Origin of the sequence: Treponema berlinense (genome assembly GCF_052273165.1) — a bacterium.
Taxonomy (GTDB): Bacteria; Spirochaetota; Spirochaetia; order Treponematales; family Treponemataceae; genus Treponema_D; species Treponema_D berlinense_A.
Map to the genome: position 1 here is coordinate 84,191 of NZ_DAVZIU010000003.1, position 26,911 is coordinate 111,101.

25 protein-coding genes and 1 tRNA gene are annotated in these 26,911 nt (G+C 37.6%); 20 read left to right on the top strand and 6 right to left on the bottom strand.

All coding sequences use genetic code 11. The features are described 5' to 3' along the window. The first annotated feature begins 2 nt into the window (after nucleotides 1–2). The 3 genes from ACT6XC_RS02460 to rpmE all read left to right on the top strand — a co-directional run bounded on the left by ACT6XC_RS02460 (nucleotide 3) and on the right by rpmE (nucleotide 2,827). Nucleotides 3–455 carry a bactofilin family protein gene (locus ACT6XC_RS02460; protein ID WP_443737525.1) on the top strand — a complete coding sequence of 151 codons (453 nt, stop codon included), beginning with the start codon at nucleotides 3–5 and terminating at the stop codon, nucleotides 453–455. 219 nt (nucleotides 456–674) lie between these two features. After that, the gene (rho, locus tag ACT6XC_RS02465) at nucleotides 675–2,438 is read left to right on the top strand and encodes a transcription termination factor Rho (protein ID WP_443737526.1); all 1,764 of its coding nucleotides are present in this window, start codon (nucleotides 675–677) and stop codon (nucleotides 2,436–2,438) included. A gap of 173 nt (nucleotides 2,439–2,611) precedes the next feature. Next, nucleotides 2,612–2,827 carry a 50S ribosomal protein L31 gene (gene rpmE, locus ACT6XC_RS02470; RefSeq protein WP_078930325.1) on the top strand — a complete coding sequence of 72 codons (216 nt, stop codon included), beginning with the start codon at nucleotides 2,612–2,614 and terminating at the stop codon, nucleotides 2,825–2,827. Between the two features lie 198 nt (nucleotides 2,828–3,025). Here rpmE and ACT6XC_RS02475 read toward each other — a convergent pair whose 3' ends face one another. Further along, the gene (locus ACT6XC_RS02475; RefSeq protein ID WP_443740674.1) at nucleotides 3,026–4,156 is read right to left on the bottom strand and encodes a class I SAM-dependent methyltransferase; all 1,131 of its coding nucleotides are present in this window, start codon (nucleotides 4,154–4,156) and stop codon (nucleotides 3,026–3,028) included. 232 nt (nucleotides 4,157–4,388) lie between these two features. On the opposite strand from ACT6XC_RS02475, the gene ACT6XC_RS02480 reads away from it, so the two are divergent. From ACT6XC_RS02480 to ACT6XC_RS02520, 9 genes are all read left to right on the top strand, one after another. Beyond that, complete coding sequence (locus ACT6XC_RS02480; protein ID WP_443740675.1) at nucleotides 4,389–6,038, top strand: DEAD/DEAH box helicase; 1,650 nt, start codon at nucleotides 4,389–4,391, stop codon at nucleotides 6,036–6,038. Between the two features lie 50 nt (nucleotides 6,039–6,088). Beyond that, on the top strand, nucleotides 6,089–7,729 hold the full coding sequence (locus ACT6XC_RS02485; RefSeq protein WP_273329187.1) for an ABC-F family ATP-binding cassette domain-containing protein: 1,641 nt from the start codon (nucleotides 6,089–6,091) through the stop codon (nucleotides 7,727–7,729). 137 nt (nucleotides 7,730–7,866) lie between these two features. Continuing rightward, a tRNA-Phe gene (locus tag ACT6XC_RS02490) sits at nucleotides 7,867–7,939 on the top strand. Between the two features lie 165 nt (nucleotides 7,940–8,104). Beyond that, nucleotides 8,105–9,082 carry a hypothetical protein gene (locus ACT6XC_RS02495; RefSeq protein WP_443740676.1) on the top strand — a complete coding sequence of 326 codons (978 nt, stop codon included), beginning with the start codon at nucleotides 8,105–8,107 and terminating at the stop codon, nucleotides 9,080–9,082. A gap of 88 nt (nucleotides 9,083–9,170) precedes the next feature. Next, a complete protein-coding gene (locus tag ACT6XC_RS02500; RefSeq protein WP_443740677.1) occupies nucleotides 9,171–10,325 on the top strand; it encodes a UDP-N-acetylglucosamine--N-acetylmuramyl-(pentapeptide) pyrophosphoryl-undecaprenol N-acetylglucosamine transferase in 1,155 nt (384 codons plus the stop codon). A 98-nt stretch (nucleotides 10,326–10,423) separates the two neighbouring features. Then, nucleotides 10,424–10,903 (top strand): CvpA family protein, encoded by a 480-nt coding sequence (locus ACT6XC_RS02505; protein ID WP_443737532.1) that lies wholly within the window; start codon nucleotides 10,424–10,426, stop codon nucleotides 10,901–10,903. Beyond that, a complete protein-coding gene (locus ACT6XC_RS02510) occupies nucleotides 10,903–12,138 on the top strand; it encodes a DNA polymerase III (protein WP_443737533.1) in 1,236 nt (411 codons plus the stop codon). The genes ACT6XC_RS02505 and ACT6XC_RS02510 overlap by 1 nt, the downstream gene beginning before the upstream one ends. 159 nt (nucleotides 12,139–12,297) lie before the next feature. Beyond that, nucleotides 12,298–13,536 (top strand): two-component system sensor histidine kinase NtrB, encoded by a 1,239-nt coding sequence (locus ACT6XC_RS02515; protein WP_443740678.1) that lies wholly within the window; start codon nucleotides 12,298–12,300, stop codon nucleotides 13,534–13,536. After that, nucleotides 13,533–14,897, top strand: coding sequence for a sigma-54-dependent transcriptional regulator (locus ACT6XC_RS02520; RefSeq protein ID WP_443740679.1), 1,365 nt, complete (start codon nucleotides 13,533–13,535; stop codon nucleotides 14,895–14,897). Before ACT6XC_RS02515 ends, ACT6XC_RS02520 begins: the two co-directional genes overlap by 4 nt. Nucleotides 14,898–14,968: 71 nt before the next feature. Here the strand turns inward: ACT6XC_RS02520 and ACT6XC_RS02525 are convergent, their stop codons facing one another. From ACT6XC_RS02525 to ACT6XC_RS02535, 3 genes are all read right to left on the bottom strand, one after another. After that, nucleotides 14,969–15,385 carry a DnaJ domain-containing protein gene (locus tag ACT6XC_RS02525; RefSeq protein WP_443737536.1) on the bottom strand — a complete coding sequence of 139 codons (417 nt, stop codon included), beginning with the start codon at nucleotides 15,383–15,385 and terminating at the stop codon, nucleotides 14,969–14,971. A gap of 27 nt (nucleotides 15,386–15,412) precedes the next feature. Continuing rightward, nucleotides 15,413–16,708: a glucose-1-phosphate adenylyltransferase gene (locus ACT6XC_RS02530; RefSeq protein ID WP_443740680.1), complete on the bottom strand. Its 1,296-nt coding sequence runs from the start codon at nucleotides 16,706–16,708 to the stop codon at nucleotides 15,413–15,415. Between the two features lie 111 nt (nucleotides 16,709–16,819). Continuing rightward, nucleotides 16,820–18,232 carry a putative bifunctional diguanylate cyclase/phosphodiesterase gene (locus tag ACT6XC_RS02535; protein ID WP_443740681.1) on the bottom strand — a complete coding sequence of 471 codons (1,413 nt, stop codon included), beginning with the start codon at nucleotides 18,230–18,232 and terminating at the stop codon, nucleotides 16,820–16,822. A 322-nt stretch (nucleotides 18,233–18,554) separates the two neighbouring features. On the opposite strand from ACT6XC_RS02535, the gene flgF reads away from it, so the two are divergent. From flgF to ACT6XC_RS02550, 3 genes are read left to right on the top strand one after another with little or no spacing between them, the layout of a single operon-like run. Continuing rightward, nucleotides 18,555–19,349 carry a flagellar basal-body rod protein FlgF gene (gene flgF / locus ACT6XC_RS02540; protein WP_443737539.1) on the top strand — a complete coding sequence of 265 codons (795 nt, stop codon included), beginning with the start codon at nucleotides 18,555–18,557 and terminating at the stop codon, nucleotides 19,347–19,349. 18 nt (nucleotides 19,350–19,367) lie between these two features. Beyond that, nucleotides 19,368–20,162 carry a flagellar basal-body rod protein FlgG gene (gene flgG / locus ACT6XC_RS02545; protein WP_443737540.1) on the top strand — a complete coding sequence of 265 codons (795 nt, stop codon included), beginning with the start codon at nucleotides 19,368–19,370 and terminating at the stop codon, nucleotides 20,160–20,162. A gap of 21 nt (nucleotides 20,163–20,183) precedes the next feature. Next, nucleotides 20,184–20,717, top strand: a complete 534-nt coding sequence (locus tag ACT6XC_RS02550; protein WP_443737541.1) for a rod-binding protein — start codon at nucleotides 20,184–20,186, stop codon at nucleotides 20,715–20,717. A gap of 3 nt (nucleotides 20,718–20,720) precedes the next feature. Here ACT6XC_RS02550 and pyrE read toward each other — a convergent pair whose 3' ends face one another. Both pyrE and cdd read right to left on the bottom strand, forming a co-directional pair. After that, entirely contained in the window at nucleotides 20,721–21,407 is a 687-nt protein-coding gene (gene pyrE / locus ACT6XC_RS02555) for an orotate phosphoribosyltransferase (RefSeq protein ID WP_443740682.1), read from the bottom strand. A 181-nt stretch (nucleotides 21,408–21,588) separates the two neighbouring features. Further along, nucleotides 21,589–21,978 (bottom strand): cytidine deaminase, encoded by a 390-nt coding sequence (gene cdd, locus ACT6XC_RS02560; RefSeq protein ID WP_443740683.1) that lies wholly within the window; start codon nucleotides 21,976–21,978, stop codon nucleotides 21,589–21,591. Between the two features lie 112 nt (nucleotides 21,979–22,090). On the opposite strand from cdd, the gene ACT6XC_RS02565 reads away from it, so the two are divergent. The 5 genes from ACT6XC_RS02565 to ACT6XC_RS02585 all read left to right on the top strand — a co-directional run bounded on the left by ACT6XC_RS02565 (nucleotide 22,091) and on the right by ACT6XC_RS02585 (nucleotide 26,760). Then, nucleotides 22,091–22,528 (top strand): hypothetical protein, encoded by a 438-nt coding sequence (locus ACT6XC_RS02565; protein ID WP_443740684.1) that lies wholly within the window; start codon nucleotides 22,091–22,093, stop codon nucleotides 22,526–22,528. Nucleotides 22,529–22,614: 86 nt separating this feature from the next. Continuing rightward, nucleotides 22,615–23,709, top strand: a complete 1,095-nt coding sequence (gene leuB, locus ACT6XC_RS02570) for a 3-isopropylmalate dehydrogenase (RefSeq protein WP_443737545.1) — start codon at nucleotides 22,615–22,617, stop codon at nucleotides 23,707–23,709. Nucleotides 23,710–23,916: 207 nt separating this feature from the next. Next, the gene (locus ACT6XC_RS02575) at nucleotides 23,917–25,623 is read left to right on the top strand and encodes a DUF5312 family protein (protein ID WP_443740685.1); all 1,707 of its coding nucleotides are present in this window, start codon (nucleotides 23,917–23,919) and stop codon (nucleotides 25,621–25,623) included. A gap of 9 nt (nucleotides 25,624–25,632) precedes the next feature. Further along, complete coding sequence (locus ACT6XC_RS02580) at nucleotides 25,633–26,556, top strand: polyphenol oxidase family protein (RefSeq protein ID WP_443740686.1); 924 nt, start codon at nucleotides 25,633–25,635, stop codon at nucleotides 26,554–26,556. Nucleotides 26,557–26,586: 30 nt separating this feature from the next. Then, on the top strand, nucleotides 26,587–26,760 hold the full coding sequence (locus tag ACT6XC_RS02585; RefSeq protein WP_443738609.1) for a FeoA family protein: 174 nt from the start codon (nucleotides 26,587–26,589) through the stop codon (nucleotides 26,758–26,760). Nucleotides 26,761–26,911 lie beyond the last annotated feature (151 nt).

Sequence of the window (26,911 nt, forward strand, 5' to 3'; positions counted from 1 at the left end):
ATATGTCGCAGAATATTGAACTGAACAAACGAACTGAAAAAGAAGAAAATCAGAAAAAAAATCTGACTGTTTTTGGTCAAGAAACAGAATTTGACGGAGAACTCGAGTTTACTGACAATCTTGTTATTACGGGAAAATTCAGTGGAAAGATAAATGCGACTGGAGATTTGGAGATTGATAAAACTGCGCTTTGCAATGTGGAGTCAATCAAAGTAAATTCTCTTGTAATTTCTGGAAAAATAAAAGGCAATATAGAAGCAAAAGAACGTGTCGAAATGTGTTCTGGAAGCAGCGTTTCTGGTGATGTTGTAACTGGTAGAATAAGAATTGCTGACGATGTGGATTTTGAAGGCAGTGTTACGATGTTGCAGAATCCGCCAGATGTTGATATTTTTTCTGTTGCTTCTGATGAATTTAAACAGGCTTTGCTTATTAAATCAGATTTGCCTCATTAAACTAGCGGTTTTGAGTTTTTGATTAAAAACAAATCTTATTGACTTTTTTATTGCCAGAATAATATAATGAATAATCAATTCTTTTACCGAAAAATCCTTGAAAAGTTTTAGTTTTTAACCGTTTTTAATAATTTTACAGATGAATATTTTGAATTTAAAAGTCTGTAGATAATTTATAAAATTTTACAGTTTTTATTATTTTTTTTATGGAGAATTAAAATGGCATTGATTAAGCGCCGTTTTTTGGACAAATCCGAAGACTTGAAAAATGAGAATGAGGATGTTCAAAACCAGTTGGAATTGGACATTCAGCCAGAATCTTTTGAAAGTCCAGCACCAGTCCAGGAAGAATCTGTTGTAGAACCAGAAGTAAATGAATCTGAAGAAAATGATTCGTCAGAAGATGAACCTGAGAATCCTGCTTCCGAAGAAACTTCAGTTGCGACGGAAACAGAAGAAAATCCTTCAGAAACGGAAGAGCGCCGGACTCGCATTGTTGTAAAACCGCGAAGAAGGGTTGTGGTTTCAAAAACAGACGGTGAACGAACCGAAAGAACAGAACGTACTTATAACAATCGTCAGCATAACAACGGTAATAACAGAAGAACTTCCTACAGAGAAAGAATTGCTGCAAGAAACGCTGCCAGAGACGAAGCGACAGCAGCAGCCCAGATAATCGAAAATCCTGAAGAATATGAATCAAAACCACGTCTTTTAATCAATGACCTTACAAAAATGAGTATGCCAGAATTGCGTTCTATGGCAATTCAATACGGCTGTGCCGAAGAAGATATTCCTTCAATGAAAAAGCAGGAAGTTATTTTTAATATTCTTAAAGCGCATACAGAACATGGCGGACTTATTTTTGCTTCTGGTGCTCTTGAAATTCTTCCTGATGGCTACGGATTTTTGCGTTCTCCGCAGAATAGTTACCTTCCTGGACCAGATGATATTTACATTAGTCCGAGCCAGATCCGTCTTTTTAACCTTAAAACTGGTGATACAGTTTACGGACAGACCCGTTCTCCAAAAGAAGGTGAACGCTTTTTTGCACTTTTGAGAATCGAAACCGTAAACTTCGATGAGCCTCGCGTAGCACAAACACGTGTTCCCTTCGAAAATCTGACTCCGCTTTATCCAAACGAAAAATTGCGTTTGGAAACAGTAAGTGATGAATATTCTGGTAGAGTTGTTGATTTGTTTGCTCCAATTGGAAAGGGGCAGCGTCTTTTGATTGTTGCTCCTCCAAAAGCTGGAAAAACAATTCTTATGCAAAAAATTGCAAATGCAATAATCCAGAATAATCCAGAAGTTTATTTAATTGTGCTTCTTATTGATGAGCGTCCAGAAGAAGTTACTGACATGGAACGCGCAATCAAAGGAGAAGTTATTTCTTCAACATTTGATGAACAGGCAACACGCCACGTTCAGGTTGCAGAAATGGTTCTTGAAAAGGCTAAGCGTCTTGTAGAGCATAAACGCGATGTAGTAATTCTTTTGGATTCAATCACTCGTCTTGCCCGCGCATACAATATTACTGTTCCAACTTCTGGCAAAGTTTTGTCTGGTGGTGTTGATTCTAATGCTTTGCATAAGCCTAAGCGGTTTTTTGGCGCTGCGCGCAATATAGAGGAGGGAGGTTCTTTGACAATCGTTTCTACGGCTCTTATTGAAACAGGAAGCCGCATGGATGAAGTTATCTTTGAAGAATTCAAAGGAACTGGAAACTCTGAAATTAACCTTGACCGCAAGCTTGCAGAAAGAAGACTGTTCCCTGCAATCAATATTAAAAAATCTGGAACCCGTAAGGAAGAGCTTTTGCTTACAGAAGATGAACTTCAGAAAATTTGGGTTTTGCGCAAGGTTATTGCGCCAATGGAAGACATTGAAATTACTGAGCTTATTTTGCAGCAAATGAAAAAAAGCAAGGACAATAAAGCTTTTCTTGCTGCAATGAATACAGGTTCCGCGGCTATAAATTAGGCTGACTTGGTATTGACTAAAGTTTTGTAAAAAATGTAAAATTAAAAATACACTTGTGGTATTAACTTGCTTCCTAACAGTGATGGAATGATAGAAACGCTTTTTTTTATTTTGCGTAAGCTAGTGATGACTGGGGTTGCTTTAATGCCGGGCAAGCAGTAAAGGAGATAAAAATGAGAGCTGGTATTCATCCTGAATACAAAATGACAAAAATTACATGTCAGTGTGGCAATGTAATCGAAACACGTTCAACAGTACAGAACATTCACGTTGAAATTTGTTCTGCCTGCCACCCGTTCTACACAGGAAAGCAGAAACTTGTAGATACTGCAGGACGTATCGAAAGATTCAACAAACGCTTTGGTCTTACAAACAAAGAGTCAAAGTAAGAAAATTTGTCTAATTGAAAGAATCCACTTCGTTTTGGGGTGGATTTTTTTTGTTTAAATGGATTTTGCGTTAGGGGGTGTAGTGGCGACGAAGTCGTTAAAATTGAAGTTTTGCAAAACAAAACTTCAATTTTAATGAAGCCAAAGGCGGAACCGCGAAACACCCGACGGCGTAAGCCGGAACGCCCTGATTTTTATTTAGGATAATGAGATTTTCCAGCAGCGGTGAGGTTTTTTGCCGTTGAAATCTTCTGGGATGGTTTGATTTGTTATGTCTTGAATCTGGAAATTGAGTTCAGGAACTTTTTGGCACAGTTCGTCTTCGCTGAACGAGAGGCGACGACTGTTTGTTGAAAAATAAAGAGTGCCTTTTGGTTTTAGAATTCTGAGGCATTTTTCGCAGAGAGTGAGCCAGTCGCGGTTTATGTCCAGCACATTTTGTGTAGCCTTTGAATTTGAAAAAGTCGGTGGGTCGAGGATTATTGTGTCGTAGCGGTTTGTTCCCTGTTCATTTGGAACTTCCGCATTTTTTTGATTTAAAAAGCCTGTCACATCCTGTCGTGTATAAAAATATTTTGCATTGTCACTAAAGCCGTTTAATGCCATATTCTCTTTTGCCCATAAAATGTATGTGTTGCTTAAATCAACGCTTTCGACACGGCTAGCCCTTCCTTCTGCCGCATAAACTGAAAAACTTCCCGTGTAGCAGAAAAGGTTTAGTACGGATTTGCCCTGAACTGTTTGTCGGACAAGGTTTCGTAAAGGACGGTGGTCTAAAAAAAGACCCGTGTCTAGGTATTCGCTCAGGTTGAGCTTAAAAAGCTGACCACATTCTTGTGTCGTGCCTTCGATTTTGTTTTTAGTTTCCAATTTTTCGTACTGGCTGTCGCCTTTTTGCTTTTTCCGGAGTTTTTTTATGATGTGGCTCTGCGGAATCTGTAAAACTTTTGCGGCTGATTCTGCCATTGACTCAAGCCATTTTTCTTCTTCGGATTCGTCTTTTTCGTACGGGCGCTCGTAAAGATAGAGATGGATGTAGGTTCGCATCTTTGTTTCGGATATTGCGTTTTGGTTGTTTGATGAAATATTTAACTCGTTTTCGCGAAGAAAGAGAGCGCATTCTGTTTTGTCGGAAATTTCGTCTGGCAGAAATTCGTAGACGTCAGCTGCAAGCGGAACTTCCGGAATATCCTTGTCGTAAAGGCGGTAGCAACTTATTCTGTTTTTTCGCGCCCATTTTTTTAAAAGTTTGTATTTTTTTGAAAGACGGTTGGCAAAAAGCTCTGCCTGATATTGAATTTTTTCCTGTGAATTATCGTTATTTTGCATAAATAAAAAATATATCCTAAAAGCTTGAAAAAATACATAGTATAATTGCGGTAAAGTTGAAACAAAGTACAATAAACTGTATAATTTTCAGAGATTTTCTTAAAACTGCGTTTTTAAGTTGTTAAATACAATGGATAAAAAATTGACGGTATCTTTAGAATTCTGGCTTTGATGAGATTCTTTTTGCGGATTCCGGTAAATTACTTTTTTCAAATTTTTTAGTGTTGGCATTATGAATTATTCAGAATTAAATTTAAATGAAAGCCTTTTTAAAGGAATTGATGAAGCCGGTTATTTAGAATGTACTCCGGTTCAAAAACGGGTGCTCGAAGTTGCTCTCGATGGAAGCGATCTTTATGTTCAGTCTCAGACTGGAACTGGAAAAACTGCTGCTTTTCTTGTGACAATTATGCAACAGCTTTTGAGTGGCGAAAAAAACAAAGGCAAAAAAGCGCTCGTAATGGTTCCTACGAGGGAGCTTGCTGTTCAGGTTGAAGAAGAAGCTAAAAAACTCGGAAAATTTTCTGGTCTTGAAATTGCTTCTTTTTATGGTGGAGTTGGTTACGAAAATCAGATTGACGAGCTTAAAAAGGGTGTTGATATTATTGTCGGAACTCCAGGTCGTATAATTGATTTGCACGAATCAAAAAAAATGGATTTGAGCAGTGTTGCTTATCTTGCAATTGACGAAGCCGACAGAATGTTTGACATGGGGTTTTATCCAGATTTGCGCAAGATCGTAAAATTTTTGCCTGGCTCTGAGATTCGTCAGACAATGCTTTTTTCAGCAACTTTGAATTCTTATGTAAAAAACCTTGCCTGGGAATATACGAAAGATGCAAAAGAAATCGTAATCGAGGCAGAAAATATTACGGTTGATGAAATTGATCAGGAACTTATTCACGTTGCGAGCGATGACAAACTCCCTCTTTTGCTCGGAATTTTGCAGAAAGAAAATCCTGAAAGCCTGATTATTTTCTGCAATACAAAAAAAATGTGCGAAATTCTTTCAAAGCGCCTGAAATTGAATGGTGTTAAAAATGAATTTATAATCGGAGATTTGCCGCAGAGTCGCCGTCTTAAGATTATGGATAATTTTAAAGATGGAAAAATAAAATGTCTTATTGCAACCGATGTAGCAGCGCGCGGAATTGACGTAAACGACCTTGCAATGGTTGTAAACTTTGATTTGCCGAACGAAGCGGAAAATTATGTTCACAGAATTGGACGTACCGCTCGTGCCGGAAAAAGCGGAAAAGCCTATAGTTTCTGTTCTGAACAGGACGTTTATTCTTTAATGCCGATTGAGCGTTATATTGAAAAGCAGATTCCTTCAAGACTTGCTGTTCAGGAAGAATTTGTTGAAGACAAGAGCCACAATGTTTATATAAAGCTTGATTCTGAAAAAAAACGGGAAGATCGCGAGCAAAAACAAAAATCATTCTCAAAACGTTCAGAAAGAAAGCAAAATGGAAAATCTGCAGGAAGATACGAAAAAAAAGCGAATTCAAACTCTTCTGCAAAACGCCGTACAACTGACGAAGAACTTGCAAAATTGAGCGGAATGTCTTCTGACGAAAGAATGAAATATTACAAGGAAAAATATTCAAACCTTTCAAACACAGAAAGTTCTTTTTCGAAAAATTGCGGAAATTCAAAAAAATCGTCGGCATCTAAGAATTCTGCAAAGAAGGCCAGTCCTTCTAAAAACGGAAAATCTGTTAAAAACGCGAAAAATAATTTTTCAAAAACTGGCGGAAAAAAATCGCCTCAAAAGCAGAATTTTAACGGACAAAATAAAAAGCCTGATTCTAAAGCAAGGGCAAAAAATAATAAAAAATCTGGAATTTTTGATATACTTAAGAAGTTCTTTTCAAAATAACAGAATAGGTAAAAAAATAACAAAAACAACTTTTAAAAGGGAGCAAATAAATGATTACAGTTTCGGACGTAAGTCTTCATTTTAGTGAAAAACCGCTTTTTAAAGACGTAAATTTAAAATTTACGGCAGGAAACTGCTATGGAATTATCGGTGCAAACGGCGCAGGAAAATCAACTTTCTTGAAAGTTCTTTCTGGTGAACAGGACCGTGATTCCGGCGAAATTATCATAACTCCTGGAGAACGCATGGCCGTTCTTAAACAGGATCACTTTGCATTTGACAGTTACAGTGTAAAAGAAACCGTAATGATGGGGTATCCAAAACTTTATGAAGTTTCTAAAGCTCGCGACGAAATTTACGCAAAAGAAGATTTTACCGAAGAAGATGGAATAAAATCGGCTGAACTCGAGGCTCAGTTTGGAGAACTCGGCGGTTACGAATCAGAAAATCAGATTGAGCAGATGCTTTCTGGCCTTGGTCTTGAAGAAAAATATCATGACAAAATGATGAGCGAACTTGATGAATCTCAGAAAGTTCGTGTTCTCTTGGCTCAGGCTCTTTTTGGAAATCCAGATATTCTTGTCCTTGACGAACCGACAAACGGTCTTGACCTTGAGTCAATTAGCTGGCTTGAAGACTTTTTGCTTGATTTTGAAAACGTTGTAATCGTTGTAAGTCACGACCGTCACTTTTTGAACACTGTTTGTACAGTTATTTGCGATATTGACTATGGAAAAATCACTCAGTTTGCCGGAAACTATGACTTCTGGTACCAGATGAGCCAGATTCTTCAGAAGCAGGCAAAGGATCAGAAGCGTAAAAATGAAGAAAAAGCAAAAGATTTGAAAGAATTTATCCAGAGATTCGCTTCCAATGCCGCAAAATCTCGTCAAGCAACCAGTCGCAAGAAAATTCTCGAAAAACTTGAACTTGATGACCTTCCTGTTACAAGTCGCAAATTTCCGTTTGTACAGTTCAAACCTGACCGCGAAATCGGAAACAATGTTCTTGAATGTCGCAAACTCAATTCAAAAGACGAAGATGGAGTTCAGCTTTTGAACGACTTTAGCCTTATTGTAAACCGCACTGACAAAATTGCATTTGTCGGAGTTGAGCACAATACTGTTTCTTCTCTGTTCGACATAATTTCTGGCGAAAAAAAGGCTGAAAGTGGAGAATATTTTTGGGGTCAGACGACAAGCTGTTCTTATTTGGCACGTGACAACAATCAGTTCTTTAATAACGACTACAATATTACCGAATGGTTAAAACAGTTCTCAAAAGAGCAGGATGATGCTTATGTCCGCGGTTTCTTGGGAAGAATGCTTTTTTCTGGCGATGAATCGCTTAAAAAAGTGAAGGTTCTTTCTGGAGGCGAAAAAGTCCGATGCATGCTTTCAAAATTGATGCTTGCTGGTTCAAATATCCTTATTATGGACGACCCGACAAATCATCTTGATCTTGAGGCGATTGAAAGTTTAAACCGTGCGCTTGTTGATTTCCCTGGAGTAATTCTCTTTACAAGTCATGACCACGAATTTATTTCTACGATTGCAAACCGCATAGTCGAAATTACACCAAAAGGCGTAATTGACCGTATGATGCCGTTTGATGATTACATGGCAGATGATCAGATTCGTGCAATGCGTGCAGAATATTACAAAGATTCGGATAGAAAAATTAAATTCTAATTTTTAGAATTCAAATGCTTTTGTTGCGTAAAAAATTAAAAAGTTTTGCGCAACAAAAAAAAGTAAAAAATTTTAAAAAAATTGCAAATTTGCTATTGACCAAAAATATCAATTTAGTTATAGTAATATACATCAACGCCGCAGTAGCTCAGTTGGTAGAGCGCCGGACTGAAAATCCGTATGTCGTTGGTTCGATTCCAACCTGTGGCAAAAGGCTTCTGGTAAAATCAGAAGCCTTTTTTATTTTAAATTTTTAAAATAAAATTATTTGTAAGATATTATTTTTGCGTTACAATTCTATAAGTCGGACGATTGTTTCGTTCAGTTTTTGTTTTTGAAATTAAGTTGTTTGTTTTTTATCAGGAGGATAGTTCAATGAAAAAAATAAAATTTTTGGGATCGGTTGCACTTTTTGCTCTCCTTTCAACATCAGTTTTTGCCTTAAAAATTGAGGATATAACAGAAGATTGGGTTAAAAATTTTAATGCGCAGGCAGATGAAATTAGCAATGGTTTTGATGATTTTTCAAAACAGCTTGCCGCTGCGGTTCCTCAGGCTGCAACTCAGCAGAATGTTTGGTCTGACGCTTATATCGGTCAGTTGATTTCGCTTCCGCCTCATCTTGGTGGAGGAGTAAATATCGGTTTTACTCACATTGATACAAGCGGATTAAAGCAGGCTATCGAAGCTTTGCAGCTTGATGACATTGACATTAAGAGTAGTTATTATTTCCCAGTTTTTACGGCTGACCTTCGTATTGGCGGAGTTTTACTTCCTTTCGATTTTGATATTGCCGTTATGAAAACTGGAAAAATGAGTACTTCTCAGTTCGGTGCAGACCTAGATGTTGATTTGCTTACAGTCGGAATGGACGTGCGCTATGCTCTCTTTAAAGGCGGTCTTATAATGCCAAAAATCAGTGTCGGTGCAGGTTATTTCTACAATCAGGGAACTTTTGGAGTATCTTCGGATTATGCGAAGGCAAATGTTGATTACAAAGTTCACACAATGTATCTTCAGGCTCAGGTTTCTAAAAAATTCCTTTTTGTAACTCCATTTGTTGGTTTGAGAGGACTTGTTTCTAAAGCAGATAATACTTGGGACTGGGCTTACAACGGAGCTTATGCAGAGCAGATTGAAGATGTTGCAGGAACAGTTGGCGCAAAGGTTAAAGACAACGGTTCTTATAAGACAGATTCGTTTGACTTTAATGCAATCCAGCCTCAGATTTTTGCAGGTGTAGGCATTAATTTCTTTGTTCTTGATTTTACTCTCAGCATTACTGCCGACTTGCGCCATATTACAGATGATGGCTTGTGGTCTGGAGCTGCAAGTTTAAGGCTTTCCCTATAGTTTTATAAGTGAATTTAAAATTGAGCTGGTTGATTTTTCAGCCAGCTTTTTTCTTGTCTAAAGAAAAAAACTGTGTCATAATAACACAATGAGCATAAAAATTGTTTTTGCTGGTGGCGGAACAGGCGGACACATTTATCCAGGACTTGCCGTTGCTGATGAATTAAAAAAAATTGCAGAAAAAAATAATCTTAAAATAAAAATTTACTGGTTTGGAAATTCTTCTGGAATGGACAGAATCCTTGTTGAAAAAAGCGGAAGTGCCGACAGGTTTTGCGCAATTCCTTCTGGCAAACTCCGGCGCTATTTTTCAATAAAAAACTTTTTTGATGTTTTTAAAATTATTGCAGGAATCGCGGTTTCTTTTTTTAGACTTTTATTTATTCGTCCAGCTGTTGTTTTTTCTAAAGGCGGATTTGTTTCCGTTCCTCCTTGTTTTGCTGCGCGAGTTTTGCGGATTCCTGTTTTTACGCATGAATGTGATTTTACACCAGGACTTGCAACAAAAATAAATTCGCGTTTTGCTTCAAAAATTTTAGTTTCTTATCCAGAGACTGTAAAATTTCTTCCAAAAAACAAGCAGAGCCTTGCCGTGGTGACCGGAAATCCTGTTCGTCCTGTGTTTTATGAAGCAGATGCACAAAAAGGGCGGAAATTTCTTTTTGAAGGAAAGAATGCGGATTTAAAAAAGCCTGTTCTTCTTGTACTTGGTGGAAGTCTTGGCGCTCATCAGTTGAATGAACTTGTTGTAGAAAACATGGCCTGGCTGACAGAGCATTTTAACGTAGTTCATCAATGTGGTTCAAAAGATGCTGGTTTTGTTCCTGCTCAAACGGACAGTTATTTTCCTTATCCGTTTATTTATGAGCAGATGCCAGACGTTATTGCTTGTGCGGACGTTATTCTTTCTAGGGCTGGGGCAAATACTGTTTGGGAAAGCGCTGTTGAAAAAAAGCCTTCCGTTCTTATTCCGTTGTGTGGAAATGGAACTCGAGGCGATCAGGTTGATAATGCAAATTTCTTTAAGGAGCGCAGTGCTGCTTTTGTTTTGACAGGAAACGAAGCGGTTTTTGAAAATTTACGGAATTGTCTTGAAAAACTTTTGGACAAAAATGAAAGGAATTTGATGTCTCAAAAAATGGCAGAACTCGCATCTGGAAAAAGAGCTTCCTTAAAAATTGCTGAATTGATTTTTAAAAATATAGAAAAACATGGAGGCATGATAAAAAATACTTCCCTCTAATTTTTATATTACAGTTTGCTCAAGCGTTGCTTTCTCAAACTGTAATTCTCGCCATCCATGGCTTGTCGCTAACGCAGACTTTTTATTGGAGAAAAATAATGCATTTTGGCTTTATTGATGTAGTTTTTTTTATAATAATTTTATTTTTTGCAATAACTGCTTGTGCAAAAGGTTTTTTGAAGGAATTGTTCGGAAAACTTGCTCTTGTTTCTGGAATTCTCGTTGCAGTGTTTTTTTGTGGCAGTTTAAGTCCTTTTCTTGAAAAAATAATAAAAATAAAGACCGTTTGTCTTGTTACTTCATTTATACTACTATTTATAGTTGTTTTTTTGTTCGTAAAAATTTTACAGACAATTATTGCAGGACTTTTTAAAGGTGAAATCTTAAAAAGTCTTGATAAAATTCTGGGATTTGCGATTGGAATGGCGGAAGGTCTTGTAATTGTCAGTGCGATTGTAATCGTGTTAAAAGCCCAGCCGTGGTTTTCTACTGATTTTATTGACAGTACATTTTTTTGGACATATTTTTCACCAATTCTTGCAAAACCAATTGTAACTTTGGGAGCGGTTTTTGTCTAATGTTTGAAAATCTTTTGTATCAGGACGCAGGCTCTCTTTTGACGCTCGACATAAAAAACAAGACGCTTCCGTCTTCAATTTTGCTTTCTGGGCCTCAATCTTCTGGAAAATTGACCTGTGCGCTTGAACTTGCACGTGTTCTTTCCTGTACAGAACCTTTGCCAGAAAAAAAAGGACATTGGCTTTGCAACTGTCCTTCCTGCCGGAAACAAAAGGAACTTGCCGGAACAAATGTCATTTTGGCGGGTCCTCGTGACTGTTCACTGGAAATTCTTGCTGCTACAAGAACTCTTTTGGATGCCGGAGCAAATAATTATTCGCATTTGCCTGCTGCCCGTTATCTTTATATTCGTTCTGTTCGGAAACTTGTTCTGCGTTTTAGTCCTGTATTTTGGGAAGGCGATGACAAGCTTTCAAAGCTTTCGCCACTTGTAGAAGAAATAAACGAACAGCTTGAACGTCTCAATCCTGAATTTCCTGTTCCTGCAAATGAAGAACTAGATGAAATTACAAAAAAAATTCTTCAGTCTGCGCAAAAACTAGAATCAAATTTTATGTACGATTCTCTTCCAATTGATCACATAAGAAAGGCTTCTTTCTGGACAAGGATGAAGTCTAATGACGGAAAAAAAGTTCTTATCATTGAAAATGCGGACAAAATGAACGAAAGTTGCCGGAATGCGCTTTTAAAAATTCTTGAAGAACCGCCAGAAGATGCTGTATTCATTCTTACGACTGCAAGCCGTGGAGCCGTAATGCCGACTATTCTTTCGAGGGTTCGTACTTACAGTTTTGTCGAACGCACTCAAAATCAGCAGCGCGAAGTGATTGAAAGAGTTTTTCATGACAATTCTGACAAGGGAAATGGTCAAATTCAAGAATATTTGCAGACTTTTTTGCCTGTTTCTCCGAAAAGTATAAAATCAACGGCGGAATTTTTTTATAGCGGAATTAGAGAAAATAAACTTATTCAAATCAGCGAAATCATAAAAAAATGTGAAGATTTTGAACCGCGTACAATGTTCAAGATTTTTTTACAGGGAATTCTTGAAGCTCAAAAATCTCCAGTTGACAAAGATAAAAATTCTGGACGAAACTTAGAGGTCGAAATAAAAAACATTCAGGCTATAAGACAGTGTTTTAACAACGTTTCTGTTTACAATCAAAAACCTGTTGCTGCATTGGAAAAACTTTACAGGGATTTGGCAGGAATTAGAAAGGCGAATCTGTTTTAAAAACGTTTGGATAAAAATTACGGATTGTGTTATGGATGCATGATAAAAATTACATCCTTGTATTTTTTATCATTTCAGTTTGTTCAAGCATTGCTTTTATAAACTGGATTCTCGCCATCCGTGGCTCGTCGCTAACGCGAAGTTTTTATGGGAGGATTTATGCAGGAATTTTCGAATCGCGTATATGAAAAACTTTCAAAATTGTCTCCAGGGCAGATTGAACTTTTTTTTAGCGAAATAAAAAATCAAAACGAAGTTTTTCAGTCAATTTTTCAATCTCTTTCTACCGGACTTGTAAGCGTAGAAAAAAACTGGAAAGTTACTCAGATAAATAAAGCTGCCGAGCGCTGTCTGCCTTTAAAATCTTCTCCAGAAGAAAACCGAAATCAAAAATTTTACGATTTTATTGATGATGAAGAAATTTATAAATTTTTAAAAGGCTGCGACGAAGATAACCGCACAAATATAAGCGAAGAATACACTGTTTCGACTCCAGGCGGTTCTGTAAGATTTATCGAAATTTCTGTAATGCCACTTGTTCAAAATAACGAAATTTCTGGCAATATAATAATGATTGAAGATGTAACTCAAAAGCGAAGCCAGGAAGTTTTGCTTCATCGAATGGAAACCATGGCTGGTCTTACAAACATTGCCGCAAGTGTTGCCCACGAAATAAAAAATCCGCTTGGAGCAATAAGCATTCATATTCAACTTTTGCAAAAGGCAATCAGAAAAAAACGGGAAGGTGATGGAATGTTGCCAGATCCGAAGTTTACAGAAAACTATCTCGAAGTCGTAAACCAGGAAATTGACCGTTTGAACAAGATTGTCGTTGATTTTTTAATGGCTGTTCGTCCTGTTTCTGCAAATTTTTCGCTCGTAAAGTTAAACTCTCTTTTAACAGATTTTATTGGTTTTATTTCACCAGAATTTAACGAAAAAAAAATTAAGGTTGAATCTGAACTTTGCAAAGAGGATCCAAAACTTTTAATTGACGAAAAGCTTTTTAGAGAAGTTTTGGTAAATATTGCTCAAAACGCGCTTGCTGCAATCGAAGAGCGTTTCCGCACAAGTATAAAGGCAAATGCTTTTGAAGAAGTGTTTTTTGGAAAAATTCTCATAAAAACAGAAACAAAAGATGATAAATTTATTCTGAAAATTTCTGACAACGGAACTGGAATGAGCGAAGAAGTAAAATCCCGCATTTTTGAGCCTTATTATACAACAAAAGCAAACGGCACAGGTTTGGGAATGGCAATGTCCTATAAAATCATAAAAGAATTTTCTGGAGATATTAGCGTTGATTCCGTTTTGGGCGAAGGTTCAGAATTTACGATTACAATTCCAATTCCGCAGACACAAAAAAAACTTTTGACCCACGATGAGGAATACAGATGAAATTTACACTTTTGGTAATTGATGATGAAAAAAATATTCGTGAAGGACTTGCTGCCGACTTTGAAATGGACGGCTATGATGTAAAAATCGCTGCAAACGGCGACGAAGGACTTGAATTTCTTTCAAAAGGCGATATTGACCTTGTAATTACAGATTTGAGAATGCCTGGAACAAGTGGAGAGGACGTCTTAAAAAAAGTAACACGCGAAATGCCAGGAATTCCTGTGATTGTTTTGACAGGTCACGGCTCAATTGATGCTGCCGTATCTGCAATGCAAAACGGTGCTTATGATTTTTTGACAAAGCCTCTCAACCTTGAACATTTGGAGCTTGTTGTAAAGCGGGCGCTCAAGGGTAGGGAGCTTAGCTTGCAACATCAGGAACTTTTGTCCGAAGTTAAGTCAAAATCGTCAGACAATATAATTGGAAAAAGTCCTTCCCTTCAAAAAGTAAACAATCTTATAAACAAGGTTGCAGATTCAAAGATAAGCATATTGATAACAGGCGAAAGTGGCGTTGGAAAAGAAGTTGTTGCGGATGCGATTCAGCAAAAATCTTCAAGACGGGACAAGCCTTTTATAAAAGTGCACTGCGCAGCTTTAAGCGAATCTTTGCTCGAAAGTGAACTTTTTGGTCATGAAAAAGGCGCTTTTACTGGCGCCGAGGCTCTGCATAAAGGCAAATTTGAACTTGCTGACGGCGGAACAATTTTTTTGGACGAAATCGGCGAAATAAATCCTGGAGTTCAGGTTAAACTTTTAAGAGTTTTGCAGGAAAAAAAGTTTGAGCGCGTTGGCGGAGAAAAAACGATTGAGGTCGATGTCCGCGTAATTTCTGCCACAAACAAAACCCTCGAAGACGAGGTAAAACAAAAGCATTTCCGCGAAGACCTTTATTTTCGTCTTAAGGGAATTGAAATTATGGTGCCTCCATTGCGTGATCGAAAAGACGATATTCCGCTTTTGCTAAACAATTTTCTTTCAAAATACAACACGGAAAACAATAAGAATATAAAAGGCTTTTCTAATTCTGCAAAAAATATTCTTTTCAATTATGATTGGCCAGGAAACGTGCGTGAACTTCAACATTGCGTGGAAAGTGCCGTCGTTATGGCGAGCGGAGATGAAATTCAGGCGGAAGATTTGACGATTCAACTTGAAGACAAAAAAAACAATTCGGGAATCCTTGTGCCTTATGGAATTAGCCTTGAAGATGCCGAAAAAATGATTATCCTTGAAAATCTTGAATCGAACAACGGAAACAAAACAAAGACCGCGGATATTTTAAGAATCGGAAGAAAAACGCTTCACCGAAAACTGAACGAATATGGTTTTGCAACAAGTTCCGAACCAGAAGAATAATAATTTTTAGCAGATTAAAATGAAAATCTTGCTTTTAATGCTGTTTTTTTAGGCATTTAAGTTTTTTTTGATTAAAATTTGGAAAACCATTCTTCGAGAATTTTCCAGTTTGAGAGAATCTGTTCTGTTTTTTCTTTTGTAATTTTCCTCATAATTTCGTTATCGGCGTTTTTATCAGGATGAAATCGCATAAGCTTTTTTCTAAACTGCTTTTTTGCGTCTTCTAAAGACATTTCGTCTGTTATGCCGATTATTGTCGCGGCTTTTTGAATTTCTGTTTCTGCGTTTTTTAGTAAAATTTTATTTTTAAGCGGATTTTTTTCATGAGGATTTTTTTTCTCTTCCTGTACTGAATCGATTTTTTTTTCTTTTTCATAAGATTTTTGTTGTGTATTCTGAGCGGAAGATGGTTTTTCGTAAAAAAAATTGCCAGATTCAAGCGCTTCGCTGAGCAGTTCTCCCAGTTTGTCATACATTGAATCCGGCATTTTTCGTATTTCCTTTTGTTTTATTTTTTAGATAATTGTTCCGGCAGGAATTACAGTGCCTTTTCTGATTACGATAATGCCATCTGCAGCGTAGAAAAGTCCGTGGTCGCCATCTTCGTATTTTTTGCCACTTATGTTGATCTGGCAGTTGTCGCCGATTGCTGCATTCTTGTCGATGATTGTGCTTGCAATTTTGCAGTTTTTTCCGATTCCGATATTTGGTTTTCCGATTTCTTCATTCTTCTTTTTTGTGTCTTCTGTTTCGTAGAAGTCTGAACCCATCGTAATTACGCCATTTAATTCACTGCCATTTTCGATTACAGAACGAACTCCGATTACAGAATGCCTGAGTTTTGCTTTTGTAATTACACAGCCTTCTGAAGTCAAAGAATTTTCAATTTCTGCGCCGTTGATTTTTGATGGCGGAAGATTTCTCATATGAGTGTAAATTGGTTCTTCAACGTCATAAAGGTTGAAAGCAGGATTGTATTCTGTCAATTCGAGGGTTGCATTGTAGAAACTTCTGATTGTTCCAATATCTTCCCAATAACCGTCAAAAATATAAGAATTTACTTTTTTTGTTTTGATTGATTTTGGAATGATTTCTTTTCCGAAGTCCGTATAGCTGTTGTCCAAGGCTTCTTCCATTGTTTTTGCGTTGAAAATGTAAATTCCCATCGAAGCGAGATATTCTTTTTCTGGAGGAAGGTCGCCACGCGCATTCTGAGGAATTTTCCAGTCAGAAATGTCTAAATCTTTTGCAGGTTTTTCCTGAAATGCCGTAATCTTGTTTTTTGAGTCGATTTTCATAATTCCAAAGCCAGAAGCATCCTGACGGTTTACGGCTGTTGTAGCAATCGTAATGTCAGCTCCGCTTTGAATATGACTGTCCATAAAGGCTTTTAAATTCATTCTGTAAAGCTGGTCGCCTGAAAGAATTATGTAATGCGTAGGATTAGCCGACTGAAAGTGAATCATATTTTTGCGGACAGCATCTGCCGTTCCTTCAAACCAGCCAGAATTTTCCAATGTCTGTTCTGCTGCGAGAATTTCTACAAATCCGCCAGAAAAATTGTCGAAATTGTAGGTCTTTGTAATGTGATGATGCAAAGAAGCGCTATTAAACTGAGTAAGCAAATAAATTTTTCTGTAACCTGAATTGATGCAGTTGGAAATTGGAATGTCAACGATTCTGTATTTTCCGCCAAAAGGTACTGCTGGTTTTGAACGTTCTTTTGTGAGAGGGTAAAGTCGGGTTCCCTTTCCACCTCCCAGAATAATTGCAATTACCCTTGTTTTTTCTGATGTGTTTTTTGTGCTCATAAGTGACTCCCATATTTCGCTGCAACGTTCATTGCATATTTTTTAATATATCTAATTATAAATCTAGTTTTTTTAGTTTTCAAATAAATTTGAACTGGATTTTATTATTGCTTATTTATGGTCATCGCTTTTTTTAGTATCAGTTTTTTCATTTTTATTCGTTGAATCATCTTTTTTTGGGGAATCAAAATTATCTGGATTGTCCAAAAGTTCTTTAAACTTGTTTTGTGGCATAGGTTTTGCATAGAAATAGCCTTGAACAATATCGCAACCCATCTTTTTTAACAGAGCAGACTGTTTTGCATCTTCAACACCTTCTGCAACTGTCGCCATATCCAAATTTTTTGCCATGTTTATGACAGAATTTATGATTATGTGCTCTTTTTCCGTATTTTGAGTATTTAAGAACTCTTTGTCGAGCTTGATTACATTTGCTGGCAAGTCTTTTAAAAGACTGAGTGAAGAAAATCCCGAACCAAAGTCATCGACAGAAATAGAAAATCCTGCATTTTTAATTTCGTTCATAGCTTTTAAAAGACGTTCTTTATTGTCCATCATCAGGCTTTCTGTAAGTTCGATTTCGATTTTTGAAGGCGCAATTTCGTATTTTGAAGCGATATCGTGGTAAATTTTTGCAACATCTGGATTATAAAGCTGAACCCTCGAAAGATTGCAACTGATTGTTAGAGGCTGTTTTTCTTTTTTATCTTTTTGAGATTTGTTCCAGCGGTCAAGAAACTGGCAGACGTTTTCAAAAACGAGCAAATCGATTTTTTCAATAAAGCCGTTTTTTTCAAACATCGGAACAAAATATGAAGGCGTCAAAAGACCTCTTTTTTTGTGATTCCAGCGGACAAGAGCTTCTGCGCCGATTATTTTTTCTGTATTAAAAAGGAATTTTGGCTGGTAGTAAACGACAAATTCGTTTTCCTTAAAAGCTCTTTCCATGTCAAAAATTATATCTTTTTCAAGCTGACTGTTAATTTCCATTTGGGACGTAAAAACGCAGATTCTCTTTGGATTCAGGCTTGATTTTCCGAGTTTTCTTGCAGTCTGTGCCTTGTCTAAAATCATCAGAGGCGCTTCGTTTGGATCTTTTATTTCGTAAACGCCAACTGAAAATTCAATTTTAAAATGTTGAGGCAAAAGTTTTTTTATTTTGTCGTTTACCGTTGTCATTGTTACGATTATGTCTTCGAGAACAGGAAGAACTGTCGACTTAATGAGGAATGCAAAGTTGTCGTTGTAGTTTCTGCACAGAAGCGAGCCTTTTGGAGCGGTTTTGCTAAAAAGTGAACCAAGCTCTGACAAAAGCTTGTTTCCATTGTCCTGCCCGAAAACCTGAGTTATGTAACGGAATGAATTGATGTCGAGCGAAACGAGAGAATACTGGACATTTTTTGCTCTTTTTAGAGTTTTTTTTACTTCAGCAAGAAACTTCTTTGTTGTTAAAAGTCCTGTAAGGTCGTCCTTAAAAAGACTTTTTTTTAACCATCTGACAGCAAAAATAAGTGCTGCTGTCAAAATTAACAATGTAACTATAAAAATTGATAAAAAAAATTTATTCACGATAAACCAACTGTTTTTAAGTAAAACTCAAGCCTCAAAAATACAAAGATAATTATAACATTTTTTCTTTAATTATTCTAAAAAAATTTAACTTAATTTAAAAACAAATTAACAAATTTCTTAATTTTGGACAAACTGGAGTTTTTGAAAAAAAAATCGGCGCTAAAAGCGAATTGAACGGTCAGAGCGAAAATTCAAAATCAAATTGCTAAACTCAAAAAACTGCTTTCCGATAATAAAAGTGTAGCGTATTTTTTTGCATTTTTTTGGAGCGAATATGATTAGAGGTTTGTATATTGGTTCGAGCGGAATGAATGCTCAGCAGAACAGGCTGGATTCTATTTCTAATAATCTGGCAAATGTTGATACTGCTGGTTATAAAAGCGATATTTCTGTAAGCAAGTCTTTCCCGGAACTCCTTTTAAGACGAACTCAGGCGGACGGCGTTTATAAAACTTCCGTAGGCTCTGCAGATGTTGCTCCGATTATTGGAAAACTCGGCCTTGGTGTTGAAACAAACGAAAATTTTACAAAATTTGAACAGGGCTCTTTCCGTTCTACAAATTCTGCTTCCGACCTGGCTTTAAGTGGCGAAGGCTTTTTTGCCGTTCAAACTCCAGTTGGCGAACGCTACACAAGAAACGGCAATTTCTTGTTCGGAAAAGAAGGTATTCTTGAAACAAAAGACGGTTATCCTCTCATGGGCGAAAATGGCACAATCCACGTTGAGGACGATAAATTTACCGTAAATGAAGATGGAATGATTTATTCAAAAGATGGAGAACTTATTGACCGCATAAAAGTTGTTCGTTTTGATAATGAGCGCTACCTCAAAAAAATGGGAAACAGTTTGTGGTCAAGTAATGATATTTCTGGAGAAGCTTATGTTGCTGAAGGTCTTGAACGCCCTAAAATGATGCAGGGATATATGGAAACAAGCAATGTAAATGTTGTAAACGAAATGGTAAAAATGATTGAAGTAAACCGCGCTTACGAAGCGAGCCAGAAAACAATTCAGAGTGAAGATTCGATGATGTCTACTCTTTGGACAAAAGTCGCTGCTTATCGTTAATTTTAGGAGGGGCAAAACATGGTAAGAAGTTTGTGGACTGCTGCAACTGGGATGAACGGTCAGCAGTCTAATATCGATGCAATTTCAAACAACCTTTCAAATGTAAACACGACAGGCTTTAAACAGCAACGTGTTGAATTTGAGGATCTTTTATATCAGAACGTAAAACTTGCAGGCACTCCTGCGACAGAAGACACTGTAACTCCAGTTGGAATTCAGCAGGGGAGCGGTGTAAAAGTTGCCGCAACCCAGAGAATTTTCAGCCAAGGGTCTTTGCAAAACACTGGAGTTGATACGGATATTGCTGTTGTAGGCGACGGTTTTTTCCGTGTTCAGCAGTATGATGGAAGTTTTGCATATACCCGCGACGGTTCTTTTAAGGTTGATATGAACGGTCAGCTTGTAAATTCAAACGGTTTGCGCGTTATGCCGGAAGTTATTTTGCCTGATGGGTATGACATTCACTCTCTTACTGTTACAGATGACGGCCGTGTAAGCGTAAAAATTTTTGGTCAGAATGACCCTATAGACGTAGCTCAGCTTGAAATTTACCGTTTTCCAAACAATGCTGGCCTTGAAGCTGCTGGAGACAATCTTTACAAGGTGACAAACGCTTCTGGAGAGGCTGTTGCTGGTCGTCCAGGATATGACGGGTTTGGCGTTACAAAACATAAATTTGTCGAAATGTCGAATGTTTCTGTTGTAAACGAAATGGTTCAGATGATTGTAGCACAGCGTGCTTACGAGTTTAACTCAAAGGCCATCCAAACGACGGATTCAATGCTCAGCACGGCAGTAAACCTTAAACGGTAGTTTTTTTGAAGGTGAATTAAAATGATGACGGTCGGTGGAATCAGTTCAATAACAAACGGACAGGGCGCTTTTCAAGGTTCAAAAATCAGTGCCGAAAAAGGAAAATTTGAAGAACTTGTGCGTTCAGTTTATGGAGAATCCTCTTCAATCGGAAAATCTGTTTCTTCCAGTCAGGTTTTGCCAGAAGGAAGATTGAATGGTGATTATGGAACAGGTTTTGCCAGAACTTTCAATTCTGTCGCTGATAAAAAATCTCAGCCCGTCGGAGCCGCCGCAAATCAGGCAAATCCAAACGTAAAAACTCAAACTATTGACCGTACTTCAAAACTTTACGAAAAATCACTCGAACTTGAATCTTATTTTGTAAAAATGATGGTGAGTCAGATGCGCAAAACAGTCGTAAAAGCCAGTGGCGAAAGCGATTTTGCATCAAAAATGTACGAAGATATGCTTTTTGACGAATATTCAACGTCAATAACAAAAAATGCCGGATTCGGACTTGCTGATCAGATGTATCTTCAGCTTGCCCAAAATCCGCTTAGCATAGAAGCATAATTTTTACTTTGCACCGTATAAACTGTAGTAAGAATCCATTTCTTTTTTTATTTCGTCGGTAATTATTTTTTTGTCGCCTTCGGTGTAAAGGTATTCAATTACATCGTTCATCGAAACGATTGCGCGTGCAGGAAAACCGTACTTTTCAGAAATTACTTCAAGAGCGGCCTTATCCGAGTCAGGAGCCTTTTCCCTGCGGTTGAGAGAAACAATTTCTCCGACAATTTTAATTCCGCCAGGAACTGTTTCCTGAGACTTTATCTTTGGATAAGTTTCTTCGATTGATTTTCCAGAAGTTGTAACATCTTCGATTATGACAACCCTGTCTCCGTCATTTATTTTGTAACCCAAAAGGCTTCCTTTGTCAGCGCCATGGTCTTTTTCTTCCTTGCGGTCAGAACAATATTTGATTTCTTTTCCGTAGAGCTCTGAATAGGCGAGGGCTGTAACTACAGCAAGCGGAATTCCTTTGTAAGCTGGTCCAAAAAACACGTCAAAATCATCTCCAAAATTGGCATGAACGGCTTTTGCGTAAAATTCTCCGAGACGTTTGAGTTGTCCGCCAGTAACATAGGCACCGGCATTCATAAAAAACGGAGATTTGCGGCCAGACTTAAGGGTGAATGAACCAAATTTTAGAGCATTGCATTCAACCATAAAATCTATAAATTCTTTTTTATAATCTTCCATAAAAAACTCCTGTTGATTAGTTCCTGTATTTTACCGCAGATTAAAGCAGATTGAAAAGACATTTTTTATTTTCTGGGCACCACGGCAGATAAAATCTGCCGTCGCTACGTCCGGGGTTCCGCGCAAATCGCTCCATTGCTTCGCAACGGCTTCGCCGCCCCTCCCATCGCTGGTGCAAAAATTACAGGCTTTTAGGACCAAAACCGTCGGGAAGAAAGTCATTCAGTTTTTTTTCTGTAAAATTTCCTTTGTCGTCCGAGCACAAAACTGTTAAATCTGGGGCAAATTCGTACAAAAATTGGCGACAAAGTCCGCATGGAGTACAAATTTTGTCTGAAGAGCCTGCGATTGCGATTTTAGAAAAACTTTTTTTCCCTTCGCTTATTGCCTTTGACATTGCAGTTCTTTCTGCGCAAATTCCGCAAGGAAAAGAAGCGTTTTCTATGTTGCATCCTGTAAAAATACTTCCATCGCTGCACAAAACTGTTGCGCCGACCCTGTATTCTGAATAAGGAGAATATGAGTTTTTTCTTGCATCAAGTGCAAGACTAACAAGTTCTTTGTCTGTCATGAATACTATTTTATAAGAAAAAGACAGATTTGCAATAAAATTTGAAAATCACTAAGTTTTAATCTATTATGATGTATATAATGTAATAGATTTTTTACAGGCGGTTTTAGATATGAAAAATACAAAAAAAAATTTTTTTTATGGACTTGTACTTCTGATTTTTGCCGGAACTGCTTTTTTTAATTCCTGTAAAATTATTGACGGAGACGAGTTGCGTGCAGAAAGCGAAAATTATCTTCAAAAACTTATCGACCAAAAAAAAGACGGCGAAGAACTTGATCTTTCACAAATTAAAGATGAGTTTTCTTTAAAATCTATAGAAATCAACAAGGCAATAACTTTAAGCGGTGGCGAAACACAATTTGACATGCAGAATATAGACATTGCCGTAAATGTGCTGGGTGTGACCTTAAAAAATCTTGCAAATGTAAATAGCGTAATTCTCGGAGAAGGAATCAAAAAAGAAGAGCTTACCGTCGAAAACTGTGACATCAAAAATTTAAATACAGGCGATACAGCCGATGTAGTTGATGGCGAAAATATTGTATAAAAATGTAAAAATTGCTATATTCTTTAGTGAGGTTAAAAATATTAAGTAAGACTTAAAAAGTCGTGCTTTTTAGGAGAAATACAATTATGGAAAAAACAATTGCCTTGATTCCTGGAGATGGAATCGGTCCTGATGTTGTTGCAGAGGCTGTAAAAGTTCTTGACGCTGTTGCAAAAAAATACGGTCACAAATGGAATTATAGAGATGTAATTGCTGGTGGCGCCGCCATTGATAAATTTGGAAAACCACTTCCTCAGGAGCAGCTTGACATCTGTCTTTCAAGCGATGCTACTTTGCTCGGTGCTGTTGGCGGTCCAAAATGGGACAACGTTGCTCCGGAAATTCGCCCTGAAAAAGCACTTCTCGGACTTCGTGGCGGCATGAAAGTTTTTGCAAACCTTCGTCCTGCTGTAATGTGGCCTCAGCTTAAAGATGCCTGCCCTCTCAAAGACGAAATTGTCGGAAACGGACTTGATATTCTCGTTGTGCGTGAACTTACCGGTGGAATTTATTTTGGTGAGCGCGGAACTAGCGCAGACGGAAAAACTGCCTGGGATACAGAAAAATATTCATGGGAAGAAATCGAAAGAATCGTTCGTCTTGGCTTCCAGTTTGCTCAGAAAAGACAGAAACATTTGACTGTTGTTGACAAGGCAAACATCTTGAATTCAAGCCGCCTTTGGAGAAAGGTTGCAGAAGAAGTTCACAAAGAATACAGCGACGTTACACTCGACTTCCTTTACATCGACAACGCTTCTATGCAGCTTGTCCGCAATCCTCGCCAGTTCGACGTAATCGCTACAAGCAATATGTTTGGCGACATTCTTACAGACGAAGCAAGCCAGATTACAGGGTCAATCGGTATGCTCGCTTCTGCTTCTCTTGGTGATGGAACAGGTCCTGGACTTTATGAGCCGATTCACGGAACTGCTCCTGATATTGCCGGAAAAGATTTGGCAAACCCTCTTGCAACAATTCTTTCTGCGGCAATGCTCTTGCGTTACAGTTTTAAACTTGAAACAGAGGCAAAGGCAATTGAAGATGCAGTTAATGCGGTTTTGAATGCAGGCTGGAGAACTGGAGACATTGCAGGTTCAAAACTTGCAGAAGTAAAGACTCAGGGCAAACTCGTCGGAACAAAGAAAATGGGCGAGCTTGTTGTAGAAGAACTTAATAAATAAAAAGTTTTTACAATATTTTCTATAAAGAACAAGAAAAACGGACTGTCTGAAAATTTCTGACAGTCCGTTTTTTTATCCTGATTTTTTATAAACTTAGAGTTTACAACTCTGTTAAAAATGCTAGAATGTGCATGAAAATTGTGATATTCTGAAAATGCGTTTAGTTTTTTTGACTTGAGTTTTTATTGGGGATTTTTATTGAATAATATGGAACGAAACTCTTTTGATGCGTTGGTTTCTGGTTTAAGCGAAACTGAACGTCTTACAATGCTAGAAAAAATGAAGTCGACTGGCGAAGAAACTGTTCCTCTTTCATTTGAAGACGGCTCTGATCTTGAAGCTAAAATTCCTTTTGCAGAGCAGATTAAAAACGAATCGATTTTTTTTAGATTTTTTTTGTGGTTAAAGTCTATTTTTGCAAATACTTCCATGCAGGTTCTTTACAACGAGCATAAAATTTTACAGATTGCACATTCTGTCGAAAAAAATTGTCCAAACCTGATCGATTCAAAACGAAATATGCTCCTGTCTTCTTTTTACGACAAACTTACCGAATTAAAACTGAGCGCAGATTTTTTTAAGACTTATATTCTAATTGCAGAATCCGACGAAAATTCATTTCTTGTGTTTTTGGGCTCGCTTGTAATGAGCGAAGTTGAAGAGCAGATGAATGAAGAAGTCGACCCTTATTCTCTTCCAATGGAAAACGGTCCACGGCCAGAACAAAGGGTGAATCTTCTTCATAAAATGGACGGAATTTTAAATGAAATTCCTGCTGACAGACGAAATTATATGTACGAAGCGGTGCGTTCTTATGAATGGCTCAAACAGTTTTCTAAATTGCCATTTGACCGTTTTATTTCGCTTTTTTCTACAATAGTCGAAAAAAATTACTGTTGTGCTTTCAGTTCACTCGAAAACGAAATTTCACTGTTTGCAAAAGTTTTGTGCAACGGCGTAAAAATTTATGAAGAAGTACTCGAATCGATTTATCTTTTTTCGCGTAAAGGAACGAGTGGACGGACCCTTGATTCAATGGACGAAATTGCAGAAAAAGCCGCAGATTTTATGAAAACGGCAAAATCTCACATTTCAATGATGAGAATGTTTATTACGAGCGTTCCATTAAAGTCGATTGGAAGAGTTGTCTATTCTGATGCTGCCTGGATTCCAGAGAATTTTACCGGTGGTGAAGACTGGTTTGTACGCTATAAAAACAACTGGCGCAAACTTTTCGAAGAAAAATGGAAGTCTTGGGGCGTTGACTGCAAAAAAGAACAGTTAAAAATTGATTTGAACAGAAACTTTGGACTTGAAACTTTTCCGCTTCTGTCTGAGCGTCCATGGTCTCTTTTGTGGGGCGGAATGCCGTTCCGTTACGAACTTACGGCTGGTTTTTTGAACTGGTATATGAAAGAAAAATTTCCAGAATTTGAATTGCCCTTAAAAACTGTAATGCTTGAAGGCGATTTTATTCAAAAGGAAAACCGCTCCGAATTCAACGATTCTTTCAATAAATTAATTCAGATTTCGGTCGATTTGCAATCTCTTAACCGGATGCTTTCTGCTGGTGGCGAATATGGAATTATTTTTACCAAGCTTCACAGTGAGCGTTTGCGCACCTTGCAGGCTCATTCTAAAATTGAGTCGATAATCCGCGGTGTTGAGGGCGATGTCCGTTCTATGCTTTCGAGATTTGGAGACGCCTGTCGAACTATGGAAAACTGCTTTACAGGAATTTTCCTTGAAAAAAAAGACAGCCGTTACGATGCTCTTACAAACCTTGCGCGGCTTGGTGGAAAAAACAACGAGGGGTTTATCGAAAGTCTAAAAAAAGCAAGACAGTCAATTTCAGACGGATACGCTATGATTCGTGAACTTGAGCAGGTTGACAGCCCGACTTTTTCTAAATAAGGAAGAAATATGGGCAAAGTAAATTATATTTGTGTCACAAAAAAAATCGAAGAAAAGTCGGAAACTTCAAAATTCATTGTCTTGCCGTTTTATAAAAACGGAGAACCCTTAAAAAACGGCAAAAAATGGGGAATGACGCTTCTTTCTGCCGGTTCAATGCGCTTTCGCTGGAACGAAAAAAATATTTTGCGGGAAAAGACTTTAAAATCAATTGCCGAAGAATTACATCCTCATATTTGTTCTGGAGAATGTGCAGGCGATGAGCAAAAATGCAACTGTCAGCGTCAAATTGTGAGCATTGAGCTTATTCATTCTAAAACTGTTTTTGAAATAAATTCTCAGGACGACTCGTTTAACAAAAAAGGCGACGGATTGATTACGAACAACAAAATGCTTGTTCCAGTGGTTACAGTTGCCGACTGCGTGCCTCTTTTTTTGTATGATTCGAAAAATGGTGTTTTTGCGGCCGTTCATTCTGGATGGAAAGGAACAGGAATAATTGGAGAAGCGGTTAGACTTGCTGTCGAAAAATACGGTTCAAAAACAGAAGATATTTGCGTTGCGATTGGACCTCATATCGGAAGTAAATGTTATTGTATTGACGAAAATCGAAAAAATTACTTTTTAGAAAATTTTGGTGAATGTGTGACAAAACTTAAAAACGAAAATTCAGATTCAATTCAAAAAACAGCAGACGGAAAAATCTTGAATTATTCATTGGATTTGACGAAAGCAAATCTTTTTGTCTTAAAAAAGGCTGGAATTTTGAAAGAAAATATAACTGTTGCAACTGACTGCACTTGTTGTTCAAAATTTTCGGACGGAAAAAACGTATTTGGAAGTTTTAGGAGGCAGGCTGCTTTTTTGCCAGAAAGTGCTTCTTTGGACGAAAAAAGCAAGGCTATGACGGTTCAGGCAGCATTTGTTATTTAATATAATTTTACAAACAGAAGTGAATAGAATATGGAAACTCTAAAAAATCTGGAAATTGGAAAATCGGCGGTTATCAGCAAAGTTGGCGGAACAGGAGCGTTAAGGCAGCATTTTCTTGACATGGGAATGATTCCCGGTGTAAAAGTCACGATGATGAAGCATGCTCCTATGGGTGACCCGCTGGAAATCCGGGTTTTTAACTAAGAACTTACACTGCGAAAGGAAGAAGCCTCCCAAATCGAAATTGAATATAAAGAAAAATTTTCAGATTCCGACGCAGATTTTTCTTATTCAACAGCAGAAAAAGAAACTTCCACCGCTTCAAACGATTTGCTGACTTCCCATCCGGGACTCG

Coding starts and splice junctions, on each gene's coding strand:
- rho (WP_443737526.1), top strand. CDS start 675: ATGGCATTGATTAAGCGCCGTTTTTTGGACAAATCCGAAGACTTGAAA.
- ACT6XC_RS02485 (WP_273329187.1), top strand. CDS start 6,089: ATGATTACAGTTTCGGACGTAAGTCTTCATTTTAGTGAAAAACCGCTT.
- ACT6XC_RS02585 (WP_443738609.1), top strand. CDS start 26,587: ATGGAAACTCTAAAAAATCTGGAAATTGGAAAATCGGCGGTTATCAGC.
- ACT6XC_RS02525 (WP_443737536.1), bottom strand. CDS start 15,385: ATGCCGGATTCAATGTATGACAAACTGGGAGAACTGCTCAGCGAAGCG.
- ACT6XC_RS02500 (WP_443740677.1), top strand. CDS start 9,171: ATGAGCATAAAAATTGTTTTTGCTGGTGGCGGAACAGGCGGACACATT.
- flgG (WP_443737540.1), top strand. CDS start 19,368: ATGGTAAGAAGTTTGTGGACTGCTGCAACTGGGATGAACGGTCAGCAG.
- ACT6XC_RS02565 (WP_443740684.1), top strand. CDS start 22,091: ATGAAAAATACAAAAAAAAATTTTTTTTATGGACTTGTACTTCTGATT.
- leuB (WP_443737545.1), top strand. CDS start 22,615: ATGGAAAAAACAATTGCCTTGATTCCTGGAGATGGAATCGGTCCTGAT.
- ACT6XC_RS02580 (WP_443740686.1), top strand. CDS start 25,633: ATGGGCAAAGTAAATTATATTTGTGTCACAAAAAAAATCGAAGAAAAG.
- ACT6XC_RS02515 (WP_443740678.1), top strand. CDS start 12,298: ATGCAGGAATTTTCGAATCGCGTATATGAAAAACTTTCAAAATTGTCT.
- ACT6XC_RS02550 (WP_443737541.1), top strand. CDS start 20,184: ATGATGACGGTCGGTGGAATCAGTTCAATAACAAACGGACAGGGCGCT.
- ACT6XC_RS02460 (WP_443737525.1), top strand. CDS start 3: ATGTCGCAGAATATTGAACTGAACAAACGAACTGAAAAAGAAGAAAAT.
- ACT6XC_RS02575 (WP_443740685.1), top strand. CDS start 23,917: ATGGAACGAAACTCTTTTGATGCGTTGGTTTCTGGTTTAAGCGAAACT.
- flgF (WP_443737539.1), top strand. CDS start 18,555: ATGATTAGAGGTTTGTATATTGGTTCGAGCGGAATGAATGCTCAGCAG.
- ACT6XC_RS02495 (WP_443740676.1), top strand. CDS start 8,105: ATGAAAAAAATAAAATTTTTGGGATCGGTTGCACTTTTTGCTCTCCTT.
- ACT6XC_RS02510 (WP_443737533.1), top strand. CDS start 10,903: ATGTTTGAAAATCTTTTGTATCAGGACGCAGGCTCTCTTTTGACGCTC.
- ACT6XC_RS02520 (WP_443740679.1), top strand. CDS start 13,533: ATGAAATTTACACTTTTGGTAATTGATGATGAAAAAAATATTCGTGAA.
- cdd (WP_443740683.1), bottom strand. CDS start 21,978: ATGACAGACAAAGAACTTGTTAGTCTTGCACTTGATGCAAGAAAAAAC.
- ACT6XC_RS02480 (WP_443740675.1), top strand. CDS start 4,389: ATGAATTATTCAGAATTAAATTTAAATGAAAGCCTTTTTAAAGGAATT.
- ACT6XC_RS02505 (WP_443737532.1), top strand. CDS start 10,424: ATGCATTTTGGCTTTATTGATGTAGTTTTTTTTATAATAATTTTATTT.
- ACT6XC_RS02475 (WP_443740674.1), bottom strand. CDS start 4,156: ATGCAAAATAACGATAATTCACAGGAAAAAATTCAATATCAGGCAGAG.
- ACT6XC_RS02530 (WP_443740680.1), bottom strand. CDS start 16,708: ATGAGCACAAAAAACACATCAGAAAAAACAAGGGTAATTGCAATTATT.
- pyrE (WP_443740682.1), bottom strand. CDS start 21,407: ATGGAAGATTATAAAAAAGAATTTATAGATTTTATGGTTGAATGCAAT.
- rpmE (WP_078930325.1), top strand. CDS start 2,612: ATGAGAGCTGGTATTCATCCTGAATACAAAATGACAAAAATTACATGT.